The organism is bacterium, from assembly GCA_035307765.1.
Lineage (GTDB): Bacteria > Sysuimicrobiota > Sysuimicrobiia > Sysuimicrobiales > Segetimicrobiaceae > Segetimicrobium.
The window spans coordinates 1-18,943 of sequence record DATGHU010000040.1; the positions used below are offsets into that span (position 1 = coordinate 1).

The window sequence follows — 18,943 nt, forward strand, 5'->3', positions numbered from 1 at the left end:
CAACCGGGAGCGCCCGCATCAAGGCTATCGACTGCAAGGCCGGACGCCGGCGACGTTGTTCGCCGGCAGGAAGGTCAGCTAACCAATGCCGGAACGTTCGGTTGGAGTGCAAAGGTGTCAACACCTCATCCACACTGGACATGCTAGACTGGTTCATGAGCCGGCACCTCCGTATGTGGATAGGTTCCTCTCTTGGGAGGAGCAACCCACGTCTAATTACGCAGGTCGCCGGCTCGTCCATGCTATCTACACCGCCTCGACGATCGTCGCGATTCCCTGCCCCACCCCGATGCACATCGTCGCCAGCCCCCACCGCCCCTCACGCCGGCGCATCTCATGAAGCAGCGTGACGAGGATCCGGGCCCCGCTCGCTCCGATGGGGTGGCCGAGGGCGATCGCCCCGCCGTTGGGATTGAGGCGGGCCCGGTCGATCCCGAGGTCGCGAACGCAGGCAAGGACCTGCACCGCGAAGGCCTCGTTCAGCTCGACGACGTCCATCTCGTCGATGCGCCGCCCGGCGCGGTCGAGGGCTTTGCGGGTGGCGGGGACGGGCCCGATGCCCATGTAGGAAGGGTCGACGCCGGCGACCGCGGTGGCGACGATTCGCGCGATCGGCCGGCGCCCCTCCCGCTCCGCCCACTCCGCGGATGTGACGAGGAGCGCCGCGGCCCCGTCGTTGATCCCGGAGGAGTTCCCGGCGGTGACGGTGCCGCCTTGGCGAAACGCCGGCCGCAGCGCGGCAAGCCGCTCCGCCGTCGTCTCGGGGCGTGGGTGCTCGTCTCTGTCGACGACGACCGGTTCGCCGCGGGGGCGCTTGATCGTCACCGGCACGATTTCGTCCGCGAACCGCCCTGCCCCCTGGGCGGCGGCCGTGCGCCGTTGACTCTCGAAGGCGTACGCGTCCTGCTCCTGGCGTGAGATCCCGTAGCGGTCCGCCACGTTCTCCGCCGTCTCACCCATGCTGTACAGCGGGTACACGTCGGCGAACCTCGGGTTCGCGAATCGCCAGCCGATCGTCGTATCGTGCAGCACCATCGGGCCGCGGGGGAACCCCACCTCGGGAGACCCCATCACGTACGGCGCCCGGGTCATGCTCTCCACACCCCCGGCGATGTAGACGTCCCCGTTCCCGTAGGCAATCGCCTGCGCCGCGGCGTGCACCGCCTGCATCCCCGACCCGCACAGGCGGTTCACGGTCTGCCCGGGGACCTCGGGAGGCAACCCGGCCAAGAGGACGGCCATCCGCGCCACGTTCCGATTGTCCTCCCCCGCCTGATTGGCACACCCCATCACGACGTCCTCGATCACCAGCGGATCGACGGTGTTCCGCTGGACGATGGCCTGCACCACCTGGGCGGCGAGGTCGTCGGGGCGGACCTCCCGCAACGCCCCGGCGTACCGTCCGATGGCGGTGCGGATTCCATCCACAATCACCACGTCACGCATTTCGCTCTCCTCCCGGCCCGGCCGGGCCTAGCGCCCCGTGTAGACCGGGGGGCGCTTGGCCAGGAAGGCGGCGACCCCTTCGCGGTGGTCGCCGGTTCTGCTGGCGATCTCTTGGAGATGCGCCTCGTACTCCAGCGCCCCCTCCAGGTCGGTGGCGAGCGCCCGGTTGAGCGCCCGCTTGATCAGTCCATACGTCCGCGTCGGGCCCGCGGCGAGGCGCCCCGCCCACTCCAGCGCCCGGGGCATCAGGTCGTCGTGGGGCACGACCCGATTCACCAACCCCATCCGCTCCGCCGCCGCCGCGTCGACCGGATCGGCGAACAGCACGAGCTCCAGCGCCCGCCCCATCCCGGTGAGCCGCGGCAGCAGCCAGGTGCCACCGGAGTCCGGGATCAGCCCGATTCTGGAAAACGCCTCGATGAACGACGCTCGGTCCGAAGCGATCCGCAGGTCCGCGGCGAAGGCCATATTGGCCCCGGCCCCCGCCGCCACGCCGTTGATTGCCGCGATCACCGGCTTCTCCATGGTGCGCAGCGTCAATACGATCCTATTGTAGCGTGTGCGCAGCAGCTCCCCCACCTTCGTCTCCCCCGGCGTCTGCTCGCGCAGGTCCGCGCCGGCACAAAACCCGCGGCCCGCCGCGGCGAGCAGGACGCAGCGGACCTCGGGTGCGCGCTCGGCCTCGCGGAGGGCATCGAGAAGATCTGCACCCATCTGCGTGTTGATGGCGTTCAGCACGTCCGGCCGGTTCAGGGTCACGGTTCGCACCCCGCCCTGCGTCCCCGTCACCACACTCTTATCCATCATCTCCCCCCCCGGGTCCCGCCTGCGCCGGCGAGTCCAATAACCGCCGGGCCGTATCGAAGACGCGATCGAGCATCGGCGCGGTGAGCTTTCCGGTGTTGGTGTTCTGCCGGCTGGGATGATAACTAGCGATCAGCGTGGGAGCCCCGAGGCCCAGGGGATAGACGGCACCGTGGGCAAACCGCAGGCGGCGCACGTCCGCGCCCCGCGCCGCGCACACCCGGCGACAGGCGTCGAACCCGAGGCGGCCGAGGGCGAGGATGACGCGGACGTGGGGGAGCAGGGCGAGCTCTCGCGCCAGGTACGGCCCGCACCTCACGATCTCCGCCCGGGTCGGCTTGTTGTCGGGCGGAGCACAGTGCACGGCGGAGGTGATGTAGGCCCGTCGCAGGCGGAGACCGTCACCCCGACGAACGGACGTCGGCTGGCTGGCGAAGCCGGCCCGATGCATCGCCCGGGTCAGCCACTCCCCCGACCCATCCCCGGTGAACATCCGACCGGTCCGGTTCGCGCCGTGCGCCGCGGGGGCGAGCCCGACCACCAGCAGTTCCGCCTCGGGATCCCCGTACCCCGGCACCGGCTTCCCCCAATAGGTCCACCCGGCAAACTCGGGCTTCCCTCGAGCGGCGACGGCGGCGCAATACCGGCGGAGGCGCGGGCACGCCGCGCACGCGACGACGTCGCGCGCAACCGCGGTGAGCCGGTCTCGCTTCATCGCCCCGTGAACGTTGGCGGCCGCTTGTCGAGAAAGGCGCGGATCCCTTCGCGCTTGTCCTCGGACCCGAAGAGCAGGTGGAAGCACTTCCGCTCAAACTCCAGGCCCCCCGCGAGGGTGGTCTCGAACGCCTGGTTCACCGACTCCTTGGCCATGCGGACCGCGACGGGAGGCTGGGCGGCCACCTCGGCGGCGAGGCGTTTCGCCTCATCGAGGACCACCTCGACGGGCACCACGCGCGACACCAGCCCCAGCGCGCAGGCCTCCTGGGCGGAGAGCATCTGCCCGGTGAGAATGAGCTCCATCGCGCGTGACTTGCCGAGCGCGCGCGTGAGACGCTGCGTCCCCCCCGCTCCCGGGATGAGCCCGAGGCGGATTTCGGGCTGCCCGAAGCGGGCGCTCTCGGAGGCGATGATGATGTCGCAGGCCATCGCCAGTTCGCACCCGCCCCCCAGCGCGTACCCGCTCACGGCGGCGATGATCGGGGTGCCGATCCGGCGGATGCGGTCCCACTCAAGAAACCGGTAGGACCGCGCCATCTCCACCGACGTCGCCTCGGCGAACTCGCGGACGTCAGCCCCCGCCGCGAAGGCGCGGTCGTTCCCGGTCAGCACCACGCAGCGAACCGCGCCATCGCGGTCGAACGCCTCCAGCGCAGCGGCGAGCTCGCCCATCAGCGCTCGGTTCAGTGCGTTCAAGACCTTCGGCCGGTTGAGCACGACGATCCCGATGGCACCTTCGGTGGTCACGAGGATGTGTTCGTACGGCATCTTCGGCTCCTTCGGTGCCCCCGCGGGGGGCGCCGCGCAATCGCGTGGAGTGGTTACCGGGCGCTCAACGTCACGTCGAAGCCGGCGGCCTGAAGGTTGGCGGCGAGCCGCTCCGCGGTCCCCCGGTCGAGGTACCCGCCGACCCACACGCGGTACGGGGGCCCCTCCACCAGGGTCACCGCATACCCGCGTGCGCGCAGCTGAGTGACCAACGCTTCAGCGTTCGTGCGGTCGTCAAACGACCCCACCTGTACGTGAAATCGTGAGGGGGGCTCCGGGATCGCTGGGGTGACACTGGGGAGACCGGTGGGGCCCGGGACCGGCGAAGAAGGCGGCGGCGGCGGGGCCTGGGGCGCGGGCGGGGCCTCCGCGGGAGCGGGGGGACCGGGAGGGGCTGTCGGCTGCGGCTGGGGGCTTGGCGCGGGTTCGGCGGGCAGAGGCGCCGGGCCGACCGCGGGGGGCGTCCCGGATCCGGGGGCCGTCGTCGAAGCGGACCCGGGGACCGTCGGCAGCGTAAGCGCGGGAGGCGGTGGGGGGGTGCGAAACGAGGTCTGCCCCATGAAGTACCCCGCCGCCACCGCAACGGCGAAGATACCCACCACCCCGAGCCCAACTAGCGCCAGGGACAGCCGCCCGCCCTTCATCGCCACCGCCGCCCGATCATGCTCCCCATCCGCTCGGATCCGATCCGGGGTGAGTGCAGGGCGATCGCCTTGGCTCACCCACAGGCACCGCTCGGGTTTCTCTTCGAGGGTGGTCCGTGTCCCTTCCTGCCCGTGTCCGCCTCAGACGAAAATCCGCCGGTAGCGATGGTAGGCGATGAGGAGGCCCGCGCCGACCAGCACCAGGAGATAATACGAAAAGAACCGATCGAGGAGAACCGCGCTGCGGGCCACGTTGGCCGAGACCGCCCCCGGGGCGAGAAACGCGATCAGTCCGGCCATCGAAACCTCTGTGACGCCCACCCCGCCGGGGATCAACAGGGCCATGCCGAGCATGGCGGCCCCGAGGTAAGAAAACGCGATTAACGCGAGCCCGAGGGTGATGCCCATGGCGCGGAACACCGTGAAGACGCGAGCGATGTCGAGCGCGGCGGCGACCGCGGTGAGGCCGAGGAGAGACCACAGCGTTCGGTGCTGGCGCAGCACCAGGAAACTCGTAAAAAACGTTTCCACCAGGTTGACCACTCGCTCCCGGACCCGTTCGGGAACCGGAATCCGCCGAAGCACCGCGCCGACCCACCCCTGCACCTGGGCGGGGAGGGCGACCACCAGCGCCGAGCAGAACACCAGCGCCGCGATCGTCACCAGCACGACGTGGCTCGCCAGCACCATCCGGCTGGGAACGAACGCGGCGGCCAGCAGGAAGGTGGCGATGAGGAACACGATATCGAGGATCCGTTCCACGATCATCGCCGACGTGCTGATCCGGAGCGGCACCCCAAAGGATCCCTTCAGCAGAATCGCTTTCGCCACTTCAAAACTCCGGCCGGGGGCGATGCTGCCGGCCGCCACCCCGGCGATGATCGAGATCGCGCCGAACCTGATGGAGATGCGGGTCCCCGTGAGGCGCCACACCATGAACCGCCAGCGGGCGGCCTTCACCAGGAGTTGAGCGAAAACCGCGACGATGGCCAAGCCGAACAGCGGCGGCTGGATCCGGCCAATCGCCTCCCCGATCTGCCGGAAATTGGTGGTGGCGGCGAATGCGGCGAGGATCGCCACCCCGAAGCCCAGGAGGAGCAGGCTCACCCAGCGCGAAGCGTCGCGTCGGACCGCGACGTCCCCCGAAGTCACCTCGTTGGCCTTTGCGGCTGCCACGCGTCGCCGCCTCCCCTGTCCACCTGCTTGCTCAACCCGTTACTCACCGATCCCGGCCAGATACCGTTCCAGCGTCGCCCGGCGCGCCGCCAGCTCGCGCTGGCGCAGCCGGTCCGCCTCGACGATCTCCGCCGGGGCGCGCTCGAGAAACATCGGGCTGCGCAGCCGGTCTTCCAGCCCGGTCAGATCGCGGGTGACGGTGGTGAACTGTTTCAACAGCCTGGCCCGCATCGCCTGAGCGGCTTCTCCGGACTCGATCGAGAGGCCGACCTCCACATCCCCGATCAGTGCGGAGAGCCCCCGCTTCGACCGGGGTGCGGCGTCTTCCCCGATCGTGAGCGGTCGGGCCCGTGCCAGCGGCCCGATGTAGCGCGCCGCCGCGTGCATCAGCGGCCGCCGTGACGCCGGCGCGACGATGCTCACGGGGACCGAATCGCCGGGGGGAAAACCAGCGTCGGCCCGCATCCCGCGCACCGCCCGGATCAGCCCCATCACTAGGTCCACCTGCTCCTCGGCTTCGGGGTCGATCCAGGCCTGGAGATCCGTGGGCCACGGGGCGTGCATGATCGTCACCCCCTCGTGGGGGAGCGCCTGCCAGATCTCTTCGGTCAGCGACGGCATAATCGGATGCAGGAGCTGCATCGTCCCGCTGAGGATCCGGCTCAGGACGACCCGGGTCACCGGAGCGTGGTCGGGGGTCTGGGGGTCGCGCAGATCCTGCTTCGCCATCTCCACGTACCAGTCGCAGAACTCGCTCCAGATGAACTCGTAAAGGGATTGGCACACTTCGCGGAACTCAAATCGCTCGAGCGACCCCGTCACCGCCGCGGCGGTGCGCGCGAACCGGCTCAGGATCCACCGATCGGTCAGCCCGAGGGAGGCCCGCCCCGGAAGCGCGGCCGGTCCCGCGAGGAGGGAGGCTTGGCTCGGGAGCGCGGTCGGTCCCGCGACTTCATCCAGGTTCATGCGGACGAACCGGGCCGCGTTCCAGATCTTGTTCGCAAAGTTCCGCGTGCTCTCCACCATCTGTTCCGAAAATCGCAGGTCCTGCTCGCCGCTGCACCGGTTGATGAGGGCAAACCGCAGCGAGTCGGCACCATACCGGTCGATGAGCAGCAGCGGGTCGAGCCCCGTCCCCATCGTCTTGCTCATCCGCTTGCCCTCGATGTTGAGGACCGTGGGATTGATGTAGACGTCGCGGAAGGGGACCTCGCCCCGAAACTCGAGGCCAAACATGATCATGCGCGCGACCCAGAGGAAGATGATGCCCCGGTCGGTGATCAAGGTGCTCGTCGGATAGAAGTACCGTAGATCGTCGGTCTCCCTGGGCCACCCCAAGGTCGCGAGCGGCCACAGCGCAGAGCTAAACCAGGTATCGAGCACGTCGGGGTCTTGGGTGAGGGTGGTCCCTCCGCACTTCGGACACCGCGCCGGAGGAGTCTTGGCCGCGACCGTTTCCCCGCACCCGCAGTACCAGACCGGGATCCGTTGCCCCCACCACAGCTGGCGGCTAATGTTCCAGTCGCGGATCCGCTCCATCCAGTCCATGTACACTTTCGTCCACCGCTCGGGGTGAAACCGGACGCGACCGTCCCGAACCGCCTGGGCCGCCGGCGCGGCGAGCTCGTGCATCCGGCAGAACCACTGATCGGAGATGTAGGGTTCGATGACGGTCTTGCAACGGTCGCACCGCCCGATGCTCGTGGTGTAGGGCTCCTCGCGCACCACCGCCCCCGCCGCGCGGAGGTCGTCGGCAAAGACCCGACGGCACTCGTCGCGGTCCATCCCCTGATAGCGCTCCCCACCCAGGTCGTTGATCCGCCCCTGGGGATCCAGGCACACCAGCACCGGCAGGCGGTGATCGGTTCCGATTTCGTTGTCGAGGGGGTCGTGCCCGGGCGTGATCTTCACCGCCCCGGTCCCGAATTCGCGCTCCACGCGCCGGTCGGCGATGACGGGGATCACCCGGTTCACCAGCGGCACCCGCACACGCGTCCCCACCAGGCGCCGGTACCGTTCGTCGGCGGGATGAACGGCGACCGCCACGTCGGCCAGGATCGTCTCGGGACGCTGCGTCGCGATGACCACCCCCTCTCCCCCGTCTTCGCTGGGGTAGCGGACGTAGTAGAGCGCGCTGGGCGTCTCCACGTACTCCACTTCAAGGTCCGACACGCTGGTCTGGTCCTTGGGGCACCAGTTGATCATCCGCTTCCCTTTGTAGATCAGGCCCTTGCTGTAGAGGCGGATGAAACCGTCGAGAACGGCATCCGTGTAGCCCGGATCCATCGTGAACACCGTGCGGTCCCAATCGCAGGAGCATCCTAGACGACGCACCTGGCCGAGGATCGTGCCGCCGATCTGTTCCTTCCATTTCCAGGTCTCCTCGAGAAAGCGCTCTCGCCCCAGCGCAAATCGTGTCTGCCCCTGCGCGGCCAGCCGGCGGTCCATGACCACGTGCACGGCGATGCCGGCGTGGTCGAGCCCCGGCTGCCACATCGCGTTCAGCCCCCGCATCCGGCTCCAGCGAATGAGGCAGTCCTGGAGGCCGTTGTTCAGGGCGTGCCCAACGTGCAGTTCACCGGTGACGTTGGGCAGCGGCATCACGATGACATACGGCCGACGGGTCGGGTCGGGGACGGCGTGGAACTCATCCCGGCTCAGCCACTCGGCGTACCAGTGCTCCTCTACCCGCTTCGGCTCGTAGGCACTGGGGATCTCGGTCATCGCGATGCCTCCTCTCCGCTCCGTCCTCAGCCGATCCGTCACGAAACGAACGCGCCGCTCCGCCTCAAAGGGCAGAGCGGCGCTCCGCGGTACCACCTTTGTCCCGACCGGCCCCGTCAGGACCGGTCGCTCGTCACGCTGTCTCGGGCGCTCCCGGGCTGACCGCGACCCCAGCAGGGGTCACGCGCGCCGCTCGGGGGCGACATTCGACCCGCCCATCCCGGGGAGCTTGCACCGGCTCTCCCCTCGCTGCGGGAAGACGGATCTACTCCTCCCCGTCATCGCCCCGCCCCGATGCACGGGACGGTGATGTTGCGCGTATTATACCAGCGCCCGGGAAGCCGGCGCAAGCCCGGCGTGGCGGCGGGCCGCTTTACGCCTGGATCGACGGTTGCTGCCGCCGAACCTCCGTCGGCGCGTGCGGCAGGGCGGGCAGGCCCAAGCTCGGGCCCAACGCCTCCTGCAAGACCTCATCCATGTGCTCGACCAGCACGAAATGGAGCTTCTTTTTCACGTGACCGGGGATCTCCACCATGTCCTTCTCGTTCTCTTTGGGAACGATCACCGTCTTGATCCCCGCGCGGTGGGCGGCGATCACCTTCTCCTTCAGGCCGCCGATCGGCAGTACGTTGCCCCGCAGGGTAATCTCCCCGGTCATCGCCACGTCCTTGCGGACTTGGCGCCCCGTCAGCGCCGACGCCACGGCGGTCGCGATCGTAATTCCCGCCGATGGGCCGTCCTTGGGCACGGCGCCCGCCGGGACGTGAATGTGGATATCGTACCGTGAGGTGAATGTGTCGTCGGCCCCCAGCGCGAGCGCCCGCGCGCGGATGTAGCTGAGCGCCGCTTGGGCGGATTCCTTCATGACGTCGCCGAGTTGCCCGGTCAGGGTCAACTTGCCGTCCCCCCGCATCAACGTCGCCTCGACCGTAATGATGTCCCCGCCCTGCTCGGTGTAGACGAGCCCTGTCGCCGCGCCGACCTCGTCGATCTTTCCGACGCTCCCGTAGTGGTATTTCGTCGGCCCGAGGAACTTGTGCACGTTCTGAATCGTCACCTTGACCGACGTCGCCTCGCCCTCGGCCACCTCCCGGGCGATTTTGCGGCAGATCGTCGCGATCTCGCGTTCCAGGTTCCGCACCCCCGCCTCCCGCGTGTACTGGCGGATGACGAGCCGCAGGCTCTCATCGGTGAAGGTGACGTGCTCCGGCTTAAGCCCGTTCTCTTTCAACTGTTTCGGGATGAGAAATTGGGTGGCGATGTGGTGCTTCTCGTCTTCGATATAGCCCGAAAACCGAATGACCTCCAACCGATCGCGCAGCGCGGGGGGGACGGTGTCAAGGATGTTGGCCGTGGTGATGAACATCACCTCGCGGAGGTCGAACGCCAGCTCCAGGTAGTGGTCGCTGAACGTGGTGTTCTGCTCAGGGTCGAGCGCTTCGAGCAGTGCCGCGGATGGGTCGCCGCGGAAGTCCATCCCCAGCTTGTCGATCTCGTCGAGCATGAACACCGGGTTCTTGCTGCCGGCGGTCCGCATCCCCTGCACGATGCGGCCGGGAAGCGCTCCCACGTACGTGCGACGATGCCCGCGAATTTCCGCTTCATCGCGTACGCCACCGAGCGACACCCGGACGAACTTCCGGCCCAACGCCCGCGCGATCGACTTCCCGAGGCTGGTCTTTCCCGTTCCGGGTGGGCCCACGAAGCAAAGGATCGGCGCCTTGGACTCCGGTGCCAGCTTGCGCACGGCGAGGTACTCGACGACCCGATCCTTGGCCTTCTCCAGTCCGTAGTGATCTTCGTCGAGAATTGCACGCGCGGCCTTGGTGTCCAGGCGGTCCGCGGTGCGCACCGCCCACGGCAGCGCAAGGATCCAGTCCAGGTAGGTGCGGACCACCACCGCCTCCGCGACCATCGGCGGCATCTTCTCCAGGCGGCCCAGCTCCTCGAGGGCCTTCTCTTTGACTTTCTCGGGAAGATCGGCCTCCTCGATGCGCTTCCGGTATTCGTCGGCCTCCGCCGTGCGCTCGTCTTTCTCGCCGAGTTCCTGCTGAATCGCCTTCATCTGTTCTTTGAGGAAGTACTCGCGCTGACTCTTCTCCATCTGCTTGCGGACGCGGTTCTGGATCTTGCGCTCCAACTCCAGGATGTTGATTTCCTTCGTGAGGACCCCGCTCAGCTTCTCCAGCCGGTCCTTGGGCGCGGCCTCGAGGATCCCTTGCCGCTCCTCAACCCTGAGCTGCAGGTGCTGCGCCACCAGGTCGGCGAGCCGGCCGGGCTCCTCGGCCGACATCGCCAGCATGAATGCCTCGGGCGCGATCGATCGCGAGAGCCGGGCGTACCGTTCGAACTGCGAGGTCACCCCCCGCATCAAGGCCTCGATCTCGAGGGGTTTGTCCTTCGCGTCGGCCCGGGGGACGATGCGCACCTGGAAGAACGGGGTGGTCTGGGTTACTTCGGTCACCGCCCCGCGGTGAAGCCCCTCCACGACCACCTGCACCGTCCCATCGGCCTGCTTCCCGACCTGAAGGATCTTGCAGATCGTCCCGAGCCAGTACAAATCGTCCGGCCCGGGATCCTCTTGGTCGTCTTGCTTCTGGGCCACGAGCAGGATGAGCCGATCCCCGGCGAGCGCCGCTTCCAGGGCGGCCAGTGACTTCGCCCGCCCGACCCCCAAAGGCACCACCATATACGGAAGGACTACCGTCCCCTTCAGGGGCAACGCCGGCAGCAACTCCGGGAACGTTGTCGGCTGTTCCTGCGCCGTTTCCTGCTTGGACTTTTGCTCCGTCATCGATGGACCTCCTGGGAGGCCGCGTGGCAGACCAGCCCACGGACGCCGTCCCATTCATCATCTACCCAAGTGATACGGTAGACCGACCTCAAATGATTCCTTCGGGCGGGGAAACCTGGGGAGGAAACGGGAACCGTACGCGGAGCACACGTCGACGCGCCGGCGGCGTCCTTCTCCGACCACCGCCTCACCGCGGCATCCGATCAGGCGGGCTTCTCCTTCGGCATTTTCTTCAGATCCGCCGCGGTCAGCAGCAACGGCTCGACTCGCTTCGTCACCGTGTCCTCACTGATCACGCACCGTTTCACATCGCCGCGGGATGGAATCTCGTACATGATATTCAGCATGATTTCCTCGAAAACGGTGCGCAGCCCCCTTGCCCCCGTGTGGCGGGTCATGGCTTCCCGAGCCACCGCCCGCAGGGCCCCGTCGCCGACGATCAGCTCCACCCCGTCCATCTCCAGGATTTTCTGGTACTGACGGACGAGGGCGTTTCGGGGTTCCACGAGGATCGTGACCAGGTCAGGCTCGGTGAGCGGCTCGATCGGCACAACGATCGGCAGGCGCCCGATAAACTCGGGGATCAGCCCATAGCGGAGGAGATCCTGCGGCATCACCCGTCCCAGCAGTTCACCCACCCGTTGCTCGCGCTTCGGCTCGATCGTGGCCCCGAACCCAATATTGGCCACCCGAATCCGCGATTCGATGATCCGGTCGAGGCCGTCGAACGCCCCGCCGCAGATGAAGAGAATATTGGTGGTGTCGATCTGGATGAACTCTTGATGCGGGTGCTTACGCCCGCCCTGCGGCGGGACATTCGCCGTGGTTCCCTCCAGGATCTTGAGCAGCGCCTGCTGGACTCCCTCCCCCGACACGTCCCGGGTGATCGAGGGATTCTCGGATTTCCTGGCGATCTTGTCGACTTCATCGATGTAGACGATTCCCCGCTCAGCCCGCTTCACGTCGTAGTCGGCGGTCTGGATCAGGCGGAGAAGAATATTCTCGACATCTTCACCGACGTACCCCGCCTCCGTCAGCGACGTCGCGTCGGCGATGGCGAACGGCACGTCGAGAATGCGGGCCAACGTTTGCGCGAGGAGCGTCTTCCCGCACCCGGTGGGACCGATCAATAGGATGTTGCTCTTCTGCAACTCGACGTCGTTCGAGCGCTTGGAGTGGGCGCCGATGCGCTTGTAGTGGTTGTAGACGGCGACGGCCAGGGCCCGCTTCGCCCGGTCCTGCCCGATCACATACTGGCAAAGTGTCTGGAAGATCTCATGGGGCTTCGGGACACCGCGGGGTTTGGCCGCCCCGCGCGGCTCGCCGTAGAGCTCTTCCTCAATGATCTCGTTGCAGAGTTCAATGCACTCGTCGCAAATGTACACGCCCGGGCCGGCGACCAATTTCCGGACCTGTTCTTGCGTTTTTCCGCAGAACGAGCACTTCAGACGATCTCGTTCATCCCCGAACTTAAACATCGATCCGGCGCCTCTGTGGGTGTATCATCTTTCAGCGACTGGGGGGAGGGATCAGCTGTCTTGGCTTGATCACGTCGTCGACGAGGCCGTAATCCTTGGCTTCCATCGAACTCATCCAGAAGTTCCGCTCCGTGTCGCGCTCCACGCGCTCCAGCGGCTGTGCCGTATGCTTGGCCAGCACCTCGTTGAGGATTTGCCGGATCGTCATGAACTCCTTTGTCTGAATCCCGATGTCCGTCACCGACCCCTGCGCCCCGCCCCATGGCTGGTGGATCATCATCCGGGAGTAGGGAAGCGCAAACCGCCGTCCCTTGGTCCCGCCCGCCAGGATGATCGCGCCCGCGCTGGCCGCCAAGCCGACACAGATCGTCGAGACCGGCGACCGCATATACTGCATCGTGTCGTATATCGCTAACCCCGCCGTGGCTTCCCCGCCCGGTGTGTTGACGTACAATTGGATCTCCTTCTCGGGGTCCTCGTACTCGAGGTAGAGCATCTGCGCAATGATCAGGTTGGCCATTTCGTCTTCGATGGGGCCGCCGATGAAAATGAGTCGTTCCTTCAGGAGGCGCGAGTAGATATCGTACGCTCGCTCCCCCCGTGCGGTCTGTTCCACGACCATCGGGATATAGTGCATCAAGCGCTCCTCCGCAAGTACAGTCTCTCCGCTTCGGGGCATCCAGCCCATTGCTTCCCCCCACCCTCTAGTAGTACCCCGACGGGCGGTGGGAAGGACGGGATCGAGCGCGCGTTCCGGCCCGGTCAAGCGGAAACCCCGGGGGAATCCGCTACTCCGCAGATTCTCCCGGGGCCTCCGCGCCCGCGGCGAGGCTGGGCGCCGTAGACACGCTGCCGGGGACCGGAGCTCCCGATGCCAGTGCGACCAGCGTCGCCATCGCCTTCTGCCGCAGCAGGTGTTCCCGCAAGGCGTCCAGCCGGTCCCCCTGGGCGAGCCAGGCCTTCGTCTTCCCGGCGTCTTCGCGCGACTCCTGAGCCAAGTTCTCGACTCCCTGAGAGATCTCCTCTTCGGTCAGCACAATCGCCTCGCGCTTGACGATCTCACGCAGCAGCAGACGGGTCCGGATCCGTCGTTCCCCCCCCACCCGCAGCTCCATCCGCAGCGCGGCCTCGTCTTTCTCTTGCGATCGGAGATAAGTCTCCAGACTCAACCCTTTCGACCGCAGCCGATCGGTGAGGTCTTCAATCATGTGTTCCACTTCGTGCGCGACCATGCTCTCCGGAAGCTCGATCCGGGCCTCCGCCAGGACCGCATCCACCACGCGCTCGCGGAGGGCGCGTTCTTCCGCCTCCGCCCGCTCCGCCACCAATCGCTCCCGCAACACCCCCCGCAGCGCCGGCAGGGTCGTTTGATCGGAGACGGTGCGGGCAAAGGCGTCGTCGAGCGCCGGGAGTTCCTTGCGGCGGACGTCCACCACGTGCACCTCAACCGGGCTTTCCGCCCCTGCGGGCTGGGCGGTGCGGTCCTCACCGGCCCGAGCACCCTCCAGCACGGCCTCCACCTCGGCCGGCAGCAACCCGCCCCCCACTTCAACGAGCAGTTCTTTGCCGGCTTGAAGACGGTCCGCTCCCCCTGGCGCCCGCGTCACTTTGAGCAAGATGTAGTCGCCCCGACGGGCGGGCTCATCCCCCGCAGGCACGAGATGCCCGTGACGGGCGCGGAAGTCTTCGAGCACCCCATCGACATCGGCGTCGGTGACGGGGTGAGTTTCTCGTTCCACGCGAAGCGCCCGGCAGTCGGGCAGGGTGATCTGGGGGTAAACGTCCACCACAGCGGTGAGGTGGAGCCCTTTGCCCTCGGGGGCGTCCTTGACATCAAAGGTGGGACGGGCGACGGGAGACACTTCCGCGTCGCGCACCGCCTCGGCGAAGCGCTCAGGCAACAGTTCGTTGAGCGCCTCTTCCCGAAGGGCCGCGGGGCCGAGGTGGCGCTCCAGCACGACGCGCGGCGCCTTCCCCCGGCGAAATCCGGGGACCTGCACCCGCTTCACCAAAGCGGCATAGGCGGCGTCCATCGCCCGAGCGATCTCGTCCTCGGAGATCTCAATCTCGAAGACCGCCCGGCTGCCTGGCTCGGTCCTCCACGCCATCTTCACCGGGGCCGTTGCCATCGCTGTGGATCTGCCTCCTTGCACCGAGTTCGGACGATGGATGCGTGATAGCCTCGACGATCCATCCGTCGAGGCTATCACCCCGGCGCAGTATAGCACACGACCTTTCGGCCGTTCAAGTAAGCGCGGACCGAAGTGCGGGCGGAGGGATTTGAACCCCCACGGACCTTTCGGCCCACTAGGTCCTAAGCCTAGTGCGTCTGCCGGATTCCGCCACGCCCGCGCGTCGCCGCCTCGATTTTACGTCCTCCCCTTTGGCGTCGTCAATTTTCGTCGCCCGCACTCCGCGCGCCGCTGGCGGGCCACGCGGCCCTTAGCGATTTACACCCCCAGGGGGCTCTGCTAAGATATGGTTGCGGGCCGTTAGCACAACTGGCAGTGCAGGGGACTCTTAATCCCAAGGTTGCAGGTTCGAGTCCTGCACGGCCCACCACATGATCGTTCCTCGCGTCACCTCTCGCTGCGCTCAATGGGGCGTTCCGACCCGATGCAATTCAGCGGAATCACGGACCGCGCCCTATCGTGCATTGCGGCCGCCGTTGCCCGAACCCGTGCTCACACCCAGAGAGTGTCTTGTCTTCAAGTTGAGCCTGACCGCTACCGCCGTCGCCTCGCTGCGCGTGCGCACGCCGAGCTTGTGGAGAATCGACGAGACGTGGTGTCCAACCGTTTTGGTCGAAAGGAAAAGCTGCCCCGCGATATCTGCATTGCGCAGACCCCCGACAACGAGCGCAAGTACCTCGATTTCTCGAGAAGTGAGACCTCCGAGGTTCTCCCTGGTCGAGGGGTGGGGCCCGCGGCGGAGGCCGCGCACGCCCCGCTGGCGCAGGCGGCGGGCGACGATCGTCGAGGCGGGGCGCGCACCGAGACGGCGCAGCTCCTCGAAGCTTCGCCGCAGGGACGCCTCATCGTCGGTGTGTGCAAGCGCGAGTGCGGCCTCGTAGGGGCACCCCATTTGTGTCCAGAGCTCCGCCGCCCGCATTCCCTCGCCGGCGATCTCCCGCGCGTAGGGCTCGGCGGCGCACGCCGGGGGGGTCACGAGGAGCCCGGCGCGCCAGCGCCAGCATGCCAGCTCTCCGGTTACCCACGGATCGCCCACTTCGAGTGCCAGTGCAAACGCTGCCCGGGTCTCCCCGTCAATCGCACCGGCATTGCCCGCGAGCCACGCCGCCTCGGCCCGTGCCGCGGCGATCGGCGCGATCCGCTGGAGCGGACCCGCCGTTTCGGCCAATCCAAGTGCTTCGTCCAGCAGCCGCCAGCACTCTGGATCTCCACGCCGCGCCCGCAAGAGCCCGACGATCACGAGCGCAAGAATGCGCAGGAGCGTGGCGTCTCGAGGATGCCCGAGAACGAACGAGGCCGAGTCCGCGGCCTCGGTCCAGCGTCCCTGGTCAAGTTCGACGCGGGCCCGGTATACGAGCAGGTACAGCACCCACAGGTCCAGGCCGCGTTCGGTACAGTACTCGATCCCCGCAGCGAGGCGATCCGCGAGCGCGTACGCACGCGTGCGTGTGATCGCCCACGCGAGATTGATGAAGGCTCGCCCCACGTGCTCTTCAAAGCCGGCCCGTTCGCCGAGCTCGATGCTCCGCTCGAGCTTCTCCCTACCTCCCGGGGCCCCGGCAAGGAATTCCATCGTACCGATGTTGTTGAGAGCGTGGACGAGGATCTCGGCGTCCTCGTGGCGCTGAGCAAACTCAAGCGCACGCTTGCCCCACGCGATGGCTCCCCCGCGGTCCTCGGCGTTCATATAGAGTTGCGAGAGGGCGCTGTAGGCCTTCGCGAGTTCGCGTCCCGGCGGGAGTTGCTCGAGCAGCGCCAGGGCCTTTCGGCCCGCCTCGCCGGCGTCCACCACGCGGCCGGAACACCAAAGAGGGTGTGAGAGCGAGCGCAGCACGTCCCCCTCCTTGCGCCGGTCGCCGAGCGCCCGATAACGATCGAGCGCACGCTCCAGCGCGTCGATCGCCTGGTGGAACTGGTCGGTCAGGAAGCACTCGTACGAGAAACGCTCAAAGAGGTCCGCTTGCGCCGCGAGGGGGATGACGTCCGCGAACCGGAGTGCCCGTGCGTACTGCGCGGCGGCCTCGCGGTGCGCGCCGACCGCAGCGGCACGCCCGGCTGCTTCCGGCGCAAACCGCAGCACGGCGTTCGCGTCGCCGGCAGCCTCCGCATGATGCGCGAGGCGGGTTGGATCGGGCTTCGCCGAGCCCGCGAGTGAGGACAGCACCGCACGATGCAGCTCGATCCGCCGGTGCGCAAGGATCGCGTCCTCGACGGCGAGACGCGCGAGCTCATGGCGAAACGCGATCGTCTCTCCCTCGACCTGCAGCATCCCGGACAATAGGCATTCCTCCAAACACTCGTAGGCCTCCCCCGCCACGGCCTGGAGGAGGGAGAATCCAGCGCCCGCGGGGACGACGGCGACGCACTCCAGCAACCGCTGTGCCGCGAGGCCCAGTCGCGCGACACGCGCCAAGACGGCGTCGCGCACCGTCGGGGGCACCTCTGTCTCGCCCACGCCCAGAACCTCGGTGACGAAAAATGGGTTACCCCGCGTCCGGCGGTGTAGCGCGGCCGGGTCGAGGCCGCTCCCTTCGGCAAGCGTCCGCACCGCCGCTTCTGACAGAGGTGGCAGGGTCATTCGATGTACTGCCGCGGAGGTGGCCAAGTCCCCCAGCACCAGCCGCAGTGGGTGCTTTGGCCCAACTTCGTCGTCCCGATACGTGGCCATGATGAGCGCGCAGGAGTCGTGAACACGGCGGCCGAGGAACCGGAGCAGGTCGAGCGTCGCTTCGTCGGCCCAGTGAACGTCCTCAAACACGAGGACGGTTGGCCCTCCACACCCCCGCAGTTCTTGGAGGAGGGCTCTGAACGCCCGCTGCCGCTGAGAGGCTTCTTCGATCAACGCCAGATCGGATCCCAGGGCGTCGGCAATGTCATGGAGCGGAGCGAGGGGGCGTGGCGTCGACAACGGCTCACACATTCCCCACGCGACGCGCACCGCCGACCCCGCGATCGTGCTGAACCTGTGGGCCAGGGTGGTTTTGCCACCCCCGGCTTCGCCGCCGATGAAAACGAGCGCCCCGCTGCCCCTCCGCGCCCCCTCGAGGCGATCCGCAAGTTTCTGGAGGAAGATGCCTCGTTCCAAGAACTGCATCATACCCTCCCCACGCGACTCAGACCCGGGCTTTCGGGGGTCAAAATAGGGATTCCTGCCGCACAACATAGGGGGTTCCCCCGATGCTCCGCGGACCGCACCTCGGTAGCATCGCGGATGAGACCTGTCGCGAGGGGGAAGAGGATGCCGAGATACGTGATCGAGCGCGAACTGCCAACGGGAATCACAGAATCCGAAATCGAGGATGCGGTCCGGCGGGCGATCGCTGTGAACGCAACCCTGCCCGCCATCCGGTGGGTTCACAGCAACCTGACGGTTGACCGGCGCAAGTTCTTTTGCGAGTACGAGGCTCCGAACCCCGACGCCTTGCGCGAGGCCGCACGACTGGCGGACATCCCATGCGACCGCGTGAGCGAGGTCGTGGAAGTTCGGGCCAGCCAATATAAGCTCTCCGGCGGCTGAGGGCGAGTTCGAGCCCTTCGCAGCGGCTTCACCCTGTTCAAAAAAAGGAGGTGGTGGGCATGAAGAGAGTGCCCCTGGTCCTCACTGCAGTACTCCTAGCGGGACTGCTCGCGGCGGGTCCCGGCCTGTTTCGCGGAGGCAACGTCCACGCGGCCGGGACGACAAATGCCCCCGTGGCCTCGGCCGTGATCGCCGAGTTGGCCCAGGCGCGTGTTGCCACGGCGAAATACGCCTCGGGGATCGAGCGGGCAAAGGCCGACGGCTACACGATCATCACCCCGATGATCCCCAACATGGGCTATCATTTTCTGAATCCAAAGATCAGCAGTTTCGACGTCTCGAAGCCGCCGATCTTGGTCTACGTCCGCAAGGGAGAGGACTGGCAGCTCGTCGCGATCGAGTGGGTCTGGCCCAAGAGACCCGCGGCCGCCCCCCTGCAGGGAGCGACGTACGGATCCTTTGGCGCCGCGTGCCACTATACGGACGGATCGTTCATCGCCGCCTACGCCGAAGCGACATGCGTGAAGCGACATCCCAAGACCGGTGCGGAGTTCAGCTTCTGGCATCCCCCGCTGGTGACGTTCCACGTGTGGATTTGGTACCCGAACCCCAACGGCCTCTTCGGAGAATACAATCCGCTCTTGACCCCCTTCAACAACGAGTAGCGCGAGATTGAATGAGGA

At 67.2% G+C, this 18,943-nt stretch carries 14 protein-coding genes and 2 tRNA genes; 3 read left to right on the forward strand and 13 right to left on the reverse strand.

Annotation, left to right across the window (positions count from 1 at the left end; translation table 11 throughout):
- Window positions 1-246: 246 nt before the first annotated feature.
- From VKV57_13285 to VKV57_13340, 12 genes are all read right to left on the reverse strand, one after another.
- Complete coding sequence (locus VKV57_13285; GenBank protein ID HLW60880.1) at window positions 247-1,446, reverse strand: acetyl-CoA C-acyltransferase; 1,200 nt, start codon at window positions 1,444-1,446, stop codon at window positions 247-249.
- A gap of 27 nt (window positions 1,447-1,473) precedes the next feature.
- Window positions 1,474-2,253, reverse strand: a complete 780-nt coding sequence (locus VKV57_13290; protein ID HLW60881.1) for an enoyl-CoA hydratase-related protein — start codon at window positions 2,251-2,253, stop codon at window positions 1,474-1,476.
- Window positions 2,243-2,965, reverse strand: coding sequence for a uracil-DNA glycosylase (locus VKV57_13295; protein HLW60882.1), 723 nt, complete (start codon window positions 2,963-2,965; stop codon window positions 2,243-2,245). Before VKV57_13295 ends, VKV57_13290 begins: the two co-directional genes overlap by 11 nt.
- Window positions 2,962-3,735, reverse strand: coding sequence for an enoyl-CoA hydratase-related protein (locus tag VKV57_13300; protein HLW60883.1), 774 nt, complete (start codon window positions 3,733-3,735; stop codon window positions 2,962-2,964). The genes VKV57_13295 and VKV57_13300 overlap by 4 nt, the downstream gene beginning before the upstream one ends.
- A gap of 53 nt (window positions 3,736-3,788) precedes the next feature.
- Window positions 3,789-4,457, reverse strand: coding sequence for an SPOR domain-containing protein (locus tag VKV57_13305; protein HLW60884.1), 669 nt, complete (start codon window positions 4,455-4,457; stop codon window positions 3,789-3,791).
- A 63-nt stretch (window positions 4,458-4,520) separates the two neighbouring features.
- Window positions 4,521-5,555: a lysylphosphatidylglycerol synthase transmembrane domain-containing protein gene (locus VKV57_13310; GenBank protein ID HLW60885.1), complete on the reverse strand. Its 1,035-nt coding sequence runs from the start codon at window positions 5,553-5,555 to the stop codon at window positions 4,521-4,523.
- Between the two features lie 39 nt (window positions 5,556-5,594).
- Window positions 5,595-8,279, reverse strand: a complete 2,685-nt coding sequence (locus VKV57_13315; GenBank protein ID HLW60886.1) for a valine--tRNA ligase — start codon at window positions 8,277-8,279, stop codon at window positions 5,595-5,597.
- 373 nt (window positions 8,280-8,652) lie between these two features.
- Window positions 8,653-11,073 carry an endopeptidase La gene (gene lon / locus VKV57_13320; protein HLW60887.1) on the reverse strand — a complete coding sequence of 807 codons (2,421 nt, stop codon included), beginning with the start codon at window positions 11,071-11,073 and terminating at the stop codon, window positions 8,653-8,655.
- Window positions 11,074-11,276: 203 nt separating this feature from the next.
- The gene (gene clpX / locus VKV57_13325; GenBank protein ID HLW60888.1) at window positions 11,277-12,551 is read right to left on the reverse strand and encodes an ATP-dependent Clp protease ATP-binding subunit ClpX; all 1,275 of its coding nucleotides are present in this window, start codon (window positions 12,549-12,551) and stop codon (window positions 11,277-11,279) included.
- Between the two features lie 31 nt (window positions 12,552-12,582).
- Window positions 12,583-13,188 (reverse strand): ATP-dependent Clp protease proteolytic subunit, encoded by a 606-nt coding sequence (locus VKV57_13330; protein HLW60889.1) that lies wholly within the window; start codon window positions 13,186-13,188, stop codon window positions 12,583-12,585.
- 151 nt (window positions 13,189-13,339) lie between these two features.
- On the reverse strand, window positions 13,340-14,680 hold the full coding sequence (gene tig, locus VKV57_13335; protein ID HLW60890.1) for a trigger factor: 1,341 nt from the start codon (window positions 14,678-14,680) through the stop codon (window positions 13,340-13,342).
- A gap of 136 nt (window positions 14,681-14,816) precedes the next feature.
- Window positions 14,817-14,903: transfer RNA gene (locus VKV57_13340), tRNA-Leu, on the reverse strand.
- A 134-nt stretch (window positions 14,904-15,037) separates the two neighbouring features.
- Between VKV57_13340 and VKV57_13345 the strand changes: the two genes are divergently transcribed.
- Window positions 15,038-15,113, forward strand: a tRNA-Lys gene (locus VKV57_13345).
- 84 nt (window positions 15,114-15,197) lie between these two features.
- On the opposite strand, the gene VKV57_13350 is transcribed toward VKV57_13345, so the two are convergent.
- Window positions 15,198-17,837: an AAA family ATPase gene (locus tag VKV57_13350; GenBank protein HLW60891.1), complete on the reverse strand. Its 2,640-nt coding sequence runs from the start codon at window positions 17,835-17,837 to the stop codon at window positions 15,198-15,200.
- Between the two features lie 144 nt (window positions 17,838-17,981).
- Between VKV57_13350 and VKV57_13355 the strand changes: the two genes are divergently transcribed.
- Together VKV57_13355 and VKV57_13360 are read left to right on the forward strand one after the other, a co-directional pair.
- On the forward strand, window positions 17,982-18,260 hold the full coding sequence (locus VKV57_13355) for a DUF4242 domain-containing protein (protein ID HLW60892.1): 279 nt from the start codon (window positions 17,982-17,984) through the stop codon (window positions 18,258-18,260).
- Window positions 18,261-18,319: 59 nt separating this feature from the next.
- Complete coding sequence (locus VKV57_13360) at window positions 18,320-18,925, forward strand: hypothetical protein (protein HLW60893.1); 606 nt, start codon at window positions 18,320-18,322, stop codon at window positions 18,923-18,925.
- Window positions 18,926-18,943 lie beyond the last annotated feature (18 nt).

What these genes read in the sequence shown, in the direction of transcription:
- VKV57_13315 (HLW60886.1), bottom strand. Translation starts at nt 8,279, where the DNA reads ATGACCGAGATCCCCAGTGCCTACGAGCCGAAGCGGGTAGAGGAGCAC.
- VKV57_13355 (HLW60892.1), top strand. Translation starts at nt 17,982, where the DNA reads ATGCCGAGATACGTGATCGAGCGCGAACTGCCAACGGGAATCACAGAA.
- VKV57_13285 (HLW60880.1), bottom strand. Translation starts at nt 1,446, where the DNA reads ATGCGTGACGTGGTGATTGTGGATGGAATCCGCACCGCCATCGGACGG.
- VKV57_13330 (HLW60889.1), bottom strand. Translation starts at nt 13,188, where the DNA reads ATGCACTATATCCCGATGGTCGTGGAACAGACCGCACGGGGGGAGCGA.
- VKV57_13300 (HLW60883.1), bottom strand. Translation starts at nt 3,735, where the DNA reads ATGCCGTACGAACACATCCTCGTGACCACCGAAGGTGCCATCGGGATC.
- tig (HLW60890.1), bottom strand. Translation starts at nt 14,680, where the DNA reads ATGGCAACGGCCCCGGTGAAGATGGCGTGGAGGACCGAGCCAGGCAGC.
- clpX (HLW60888.1), bottom strand. Translation starts at nt 12,551, where the DNA reads ATGTTTAAGTTCGGGGATGAACGAGATCGTCTGAAGTGCTCGTTCTGC.
- lon (HLW60887.1), bottom strand. Translation starts at nt 11,073, where the DNA reads ATGACGGAGCAAAAGTCCAAGCAGGAAACGGCGCAGGAACAGCCGACA.
- VKV57_13295 (HLW60882.1), bottom strand. Translation starts at nt 2,965, where the DNA reads ATGAAGCGAGACCGGCTCACCGCGGTTGCGCGCGACGTCGTCGCGTGC.
- VKV57_13360 (HLW60893.1), top strand. Translation starts at nt 18,320, where the DNA reads ATGAAGAGAGTGCCCCTGGTCCTCACTGCAGTACTCCTAGCGGGACTG.
- VKV57_13350 (HLW60891.1), bottom strand. Translation starts at nt 17,837, where the DNA reads ATGCAGTTCTTGGAACGAGGCATCTTCCTCCAGAAACTTGCGGATCGC.
- VKV57_13290 (HLW60881.1), bottom strand. Translation starts at nt 2,253, where the DNA reads ATGATGGATAAGAGTGTGGTGACGGGGACGCAGGGCGGGGTGCGAACC.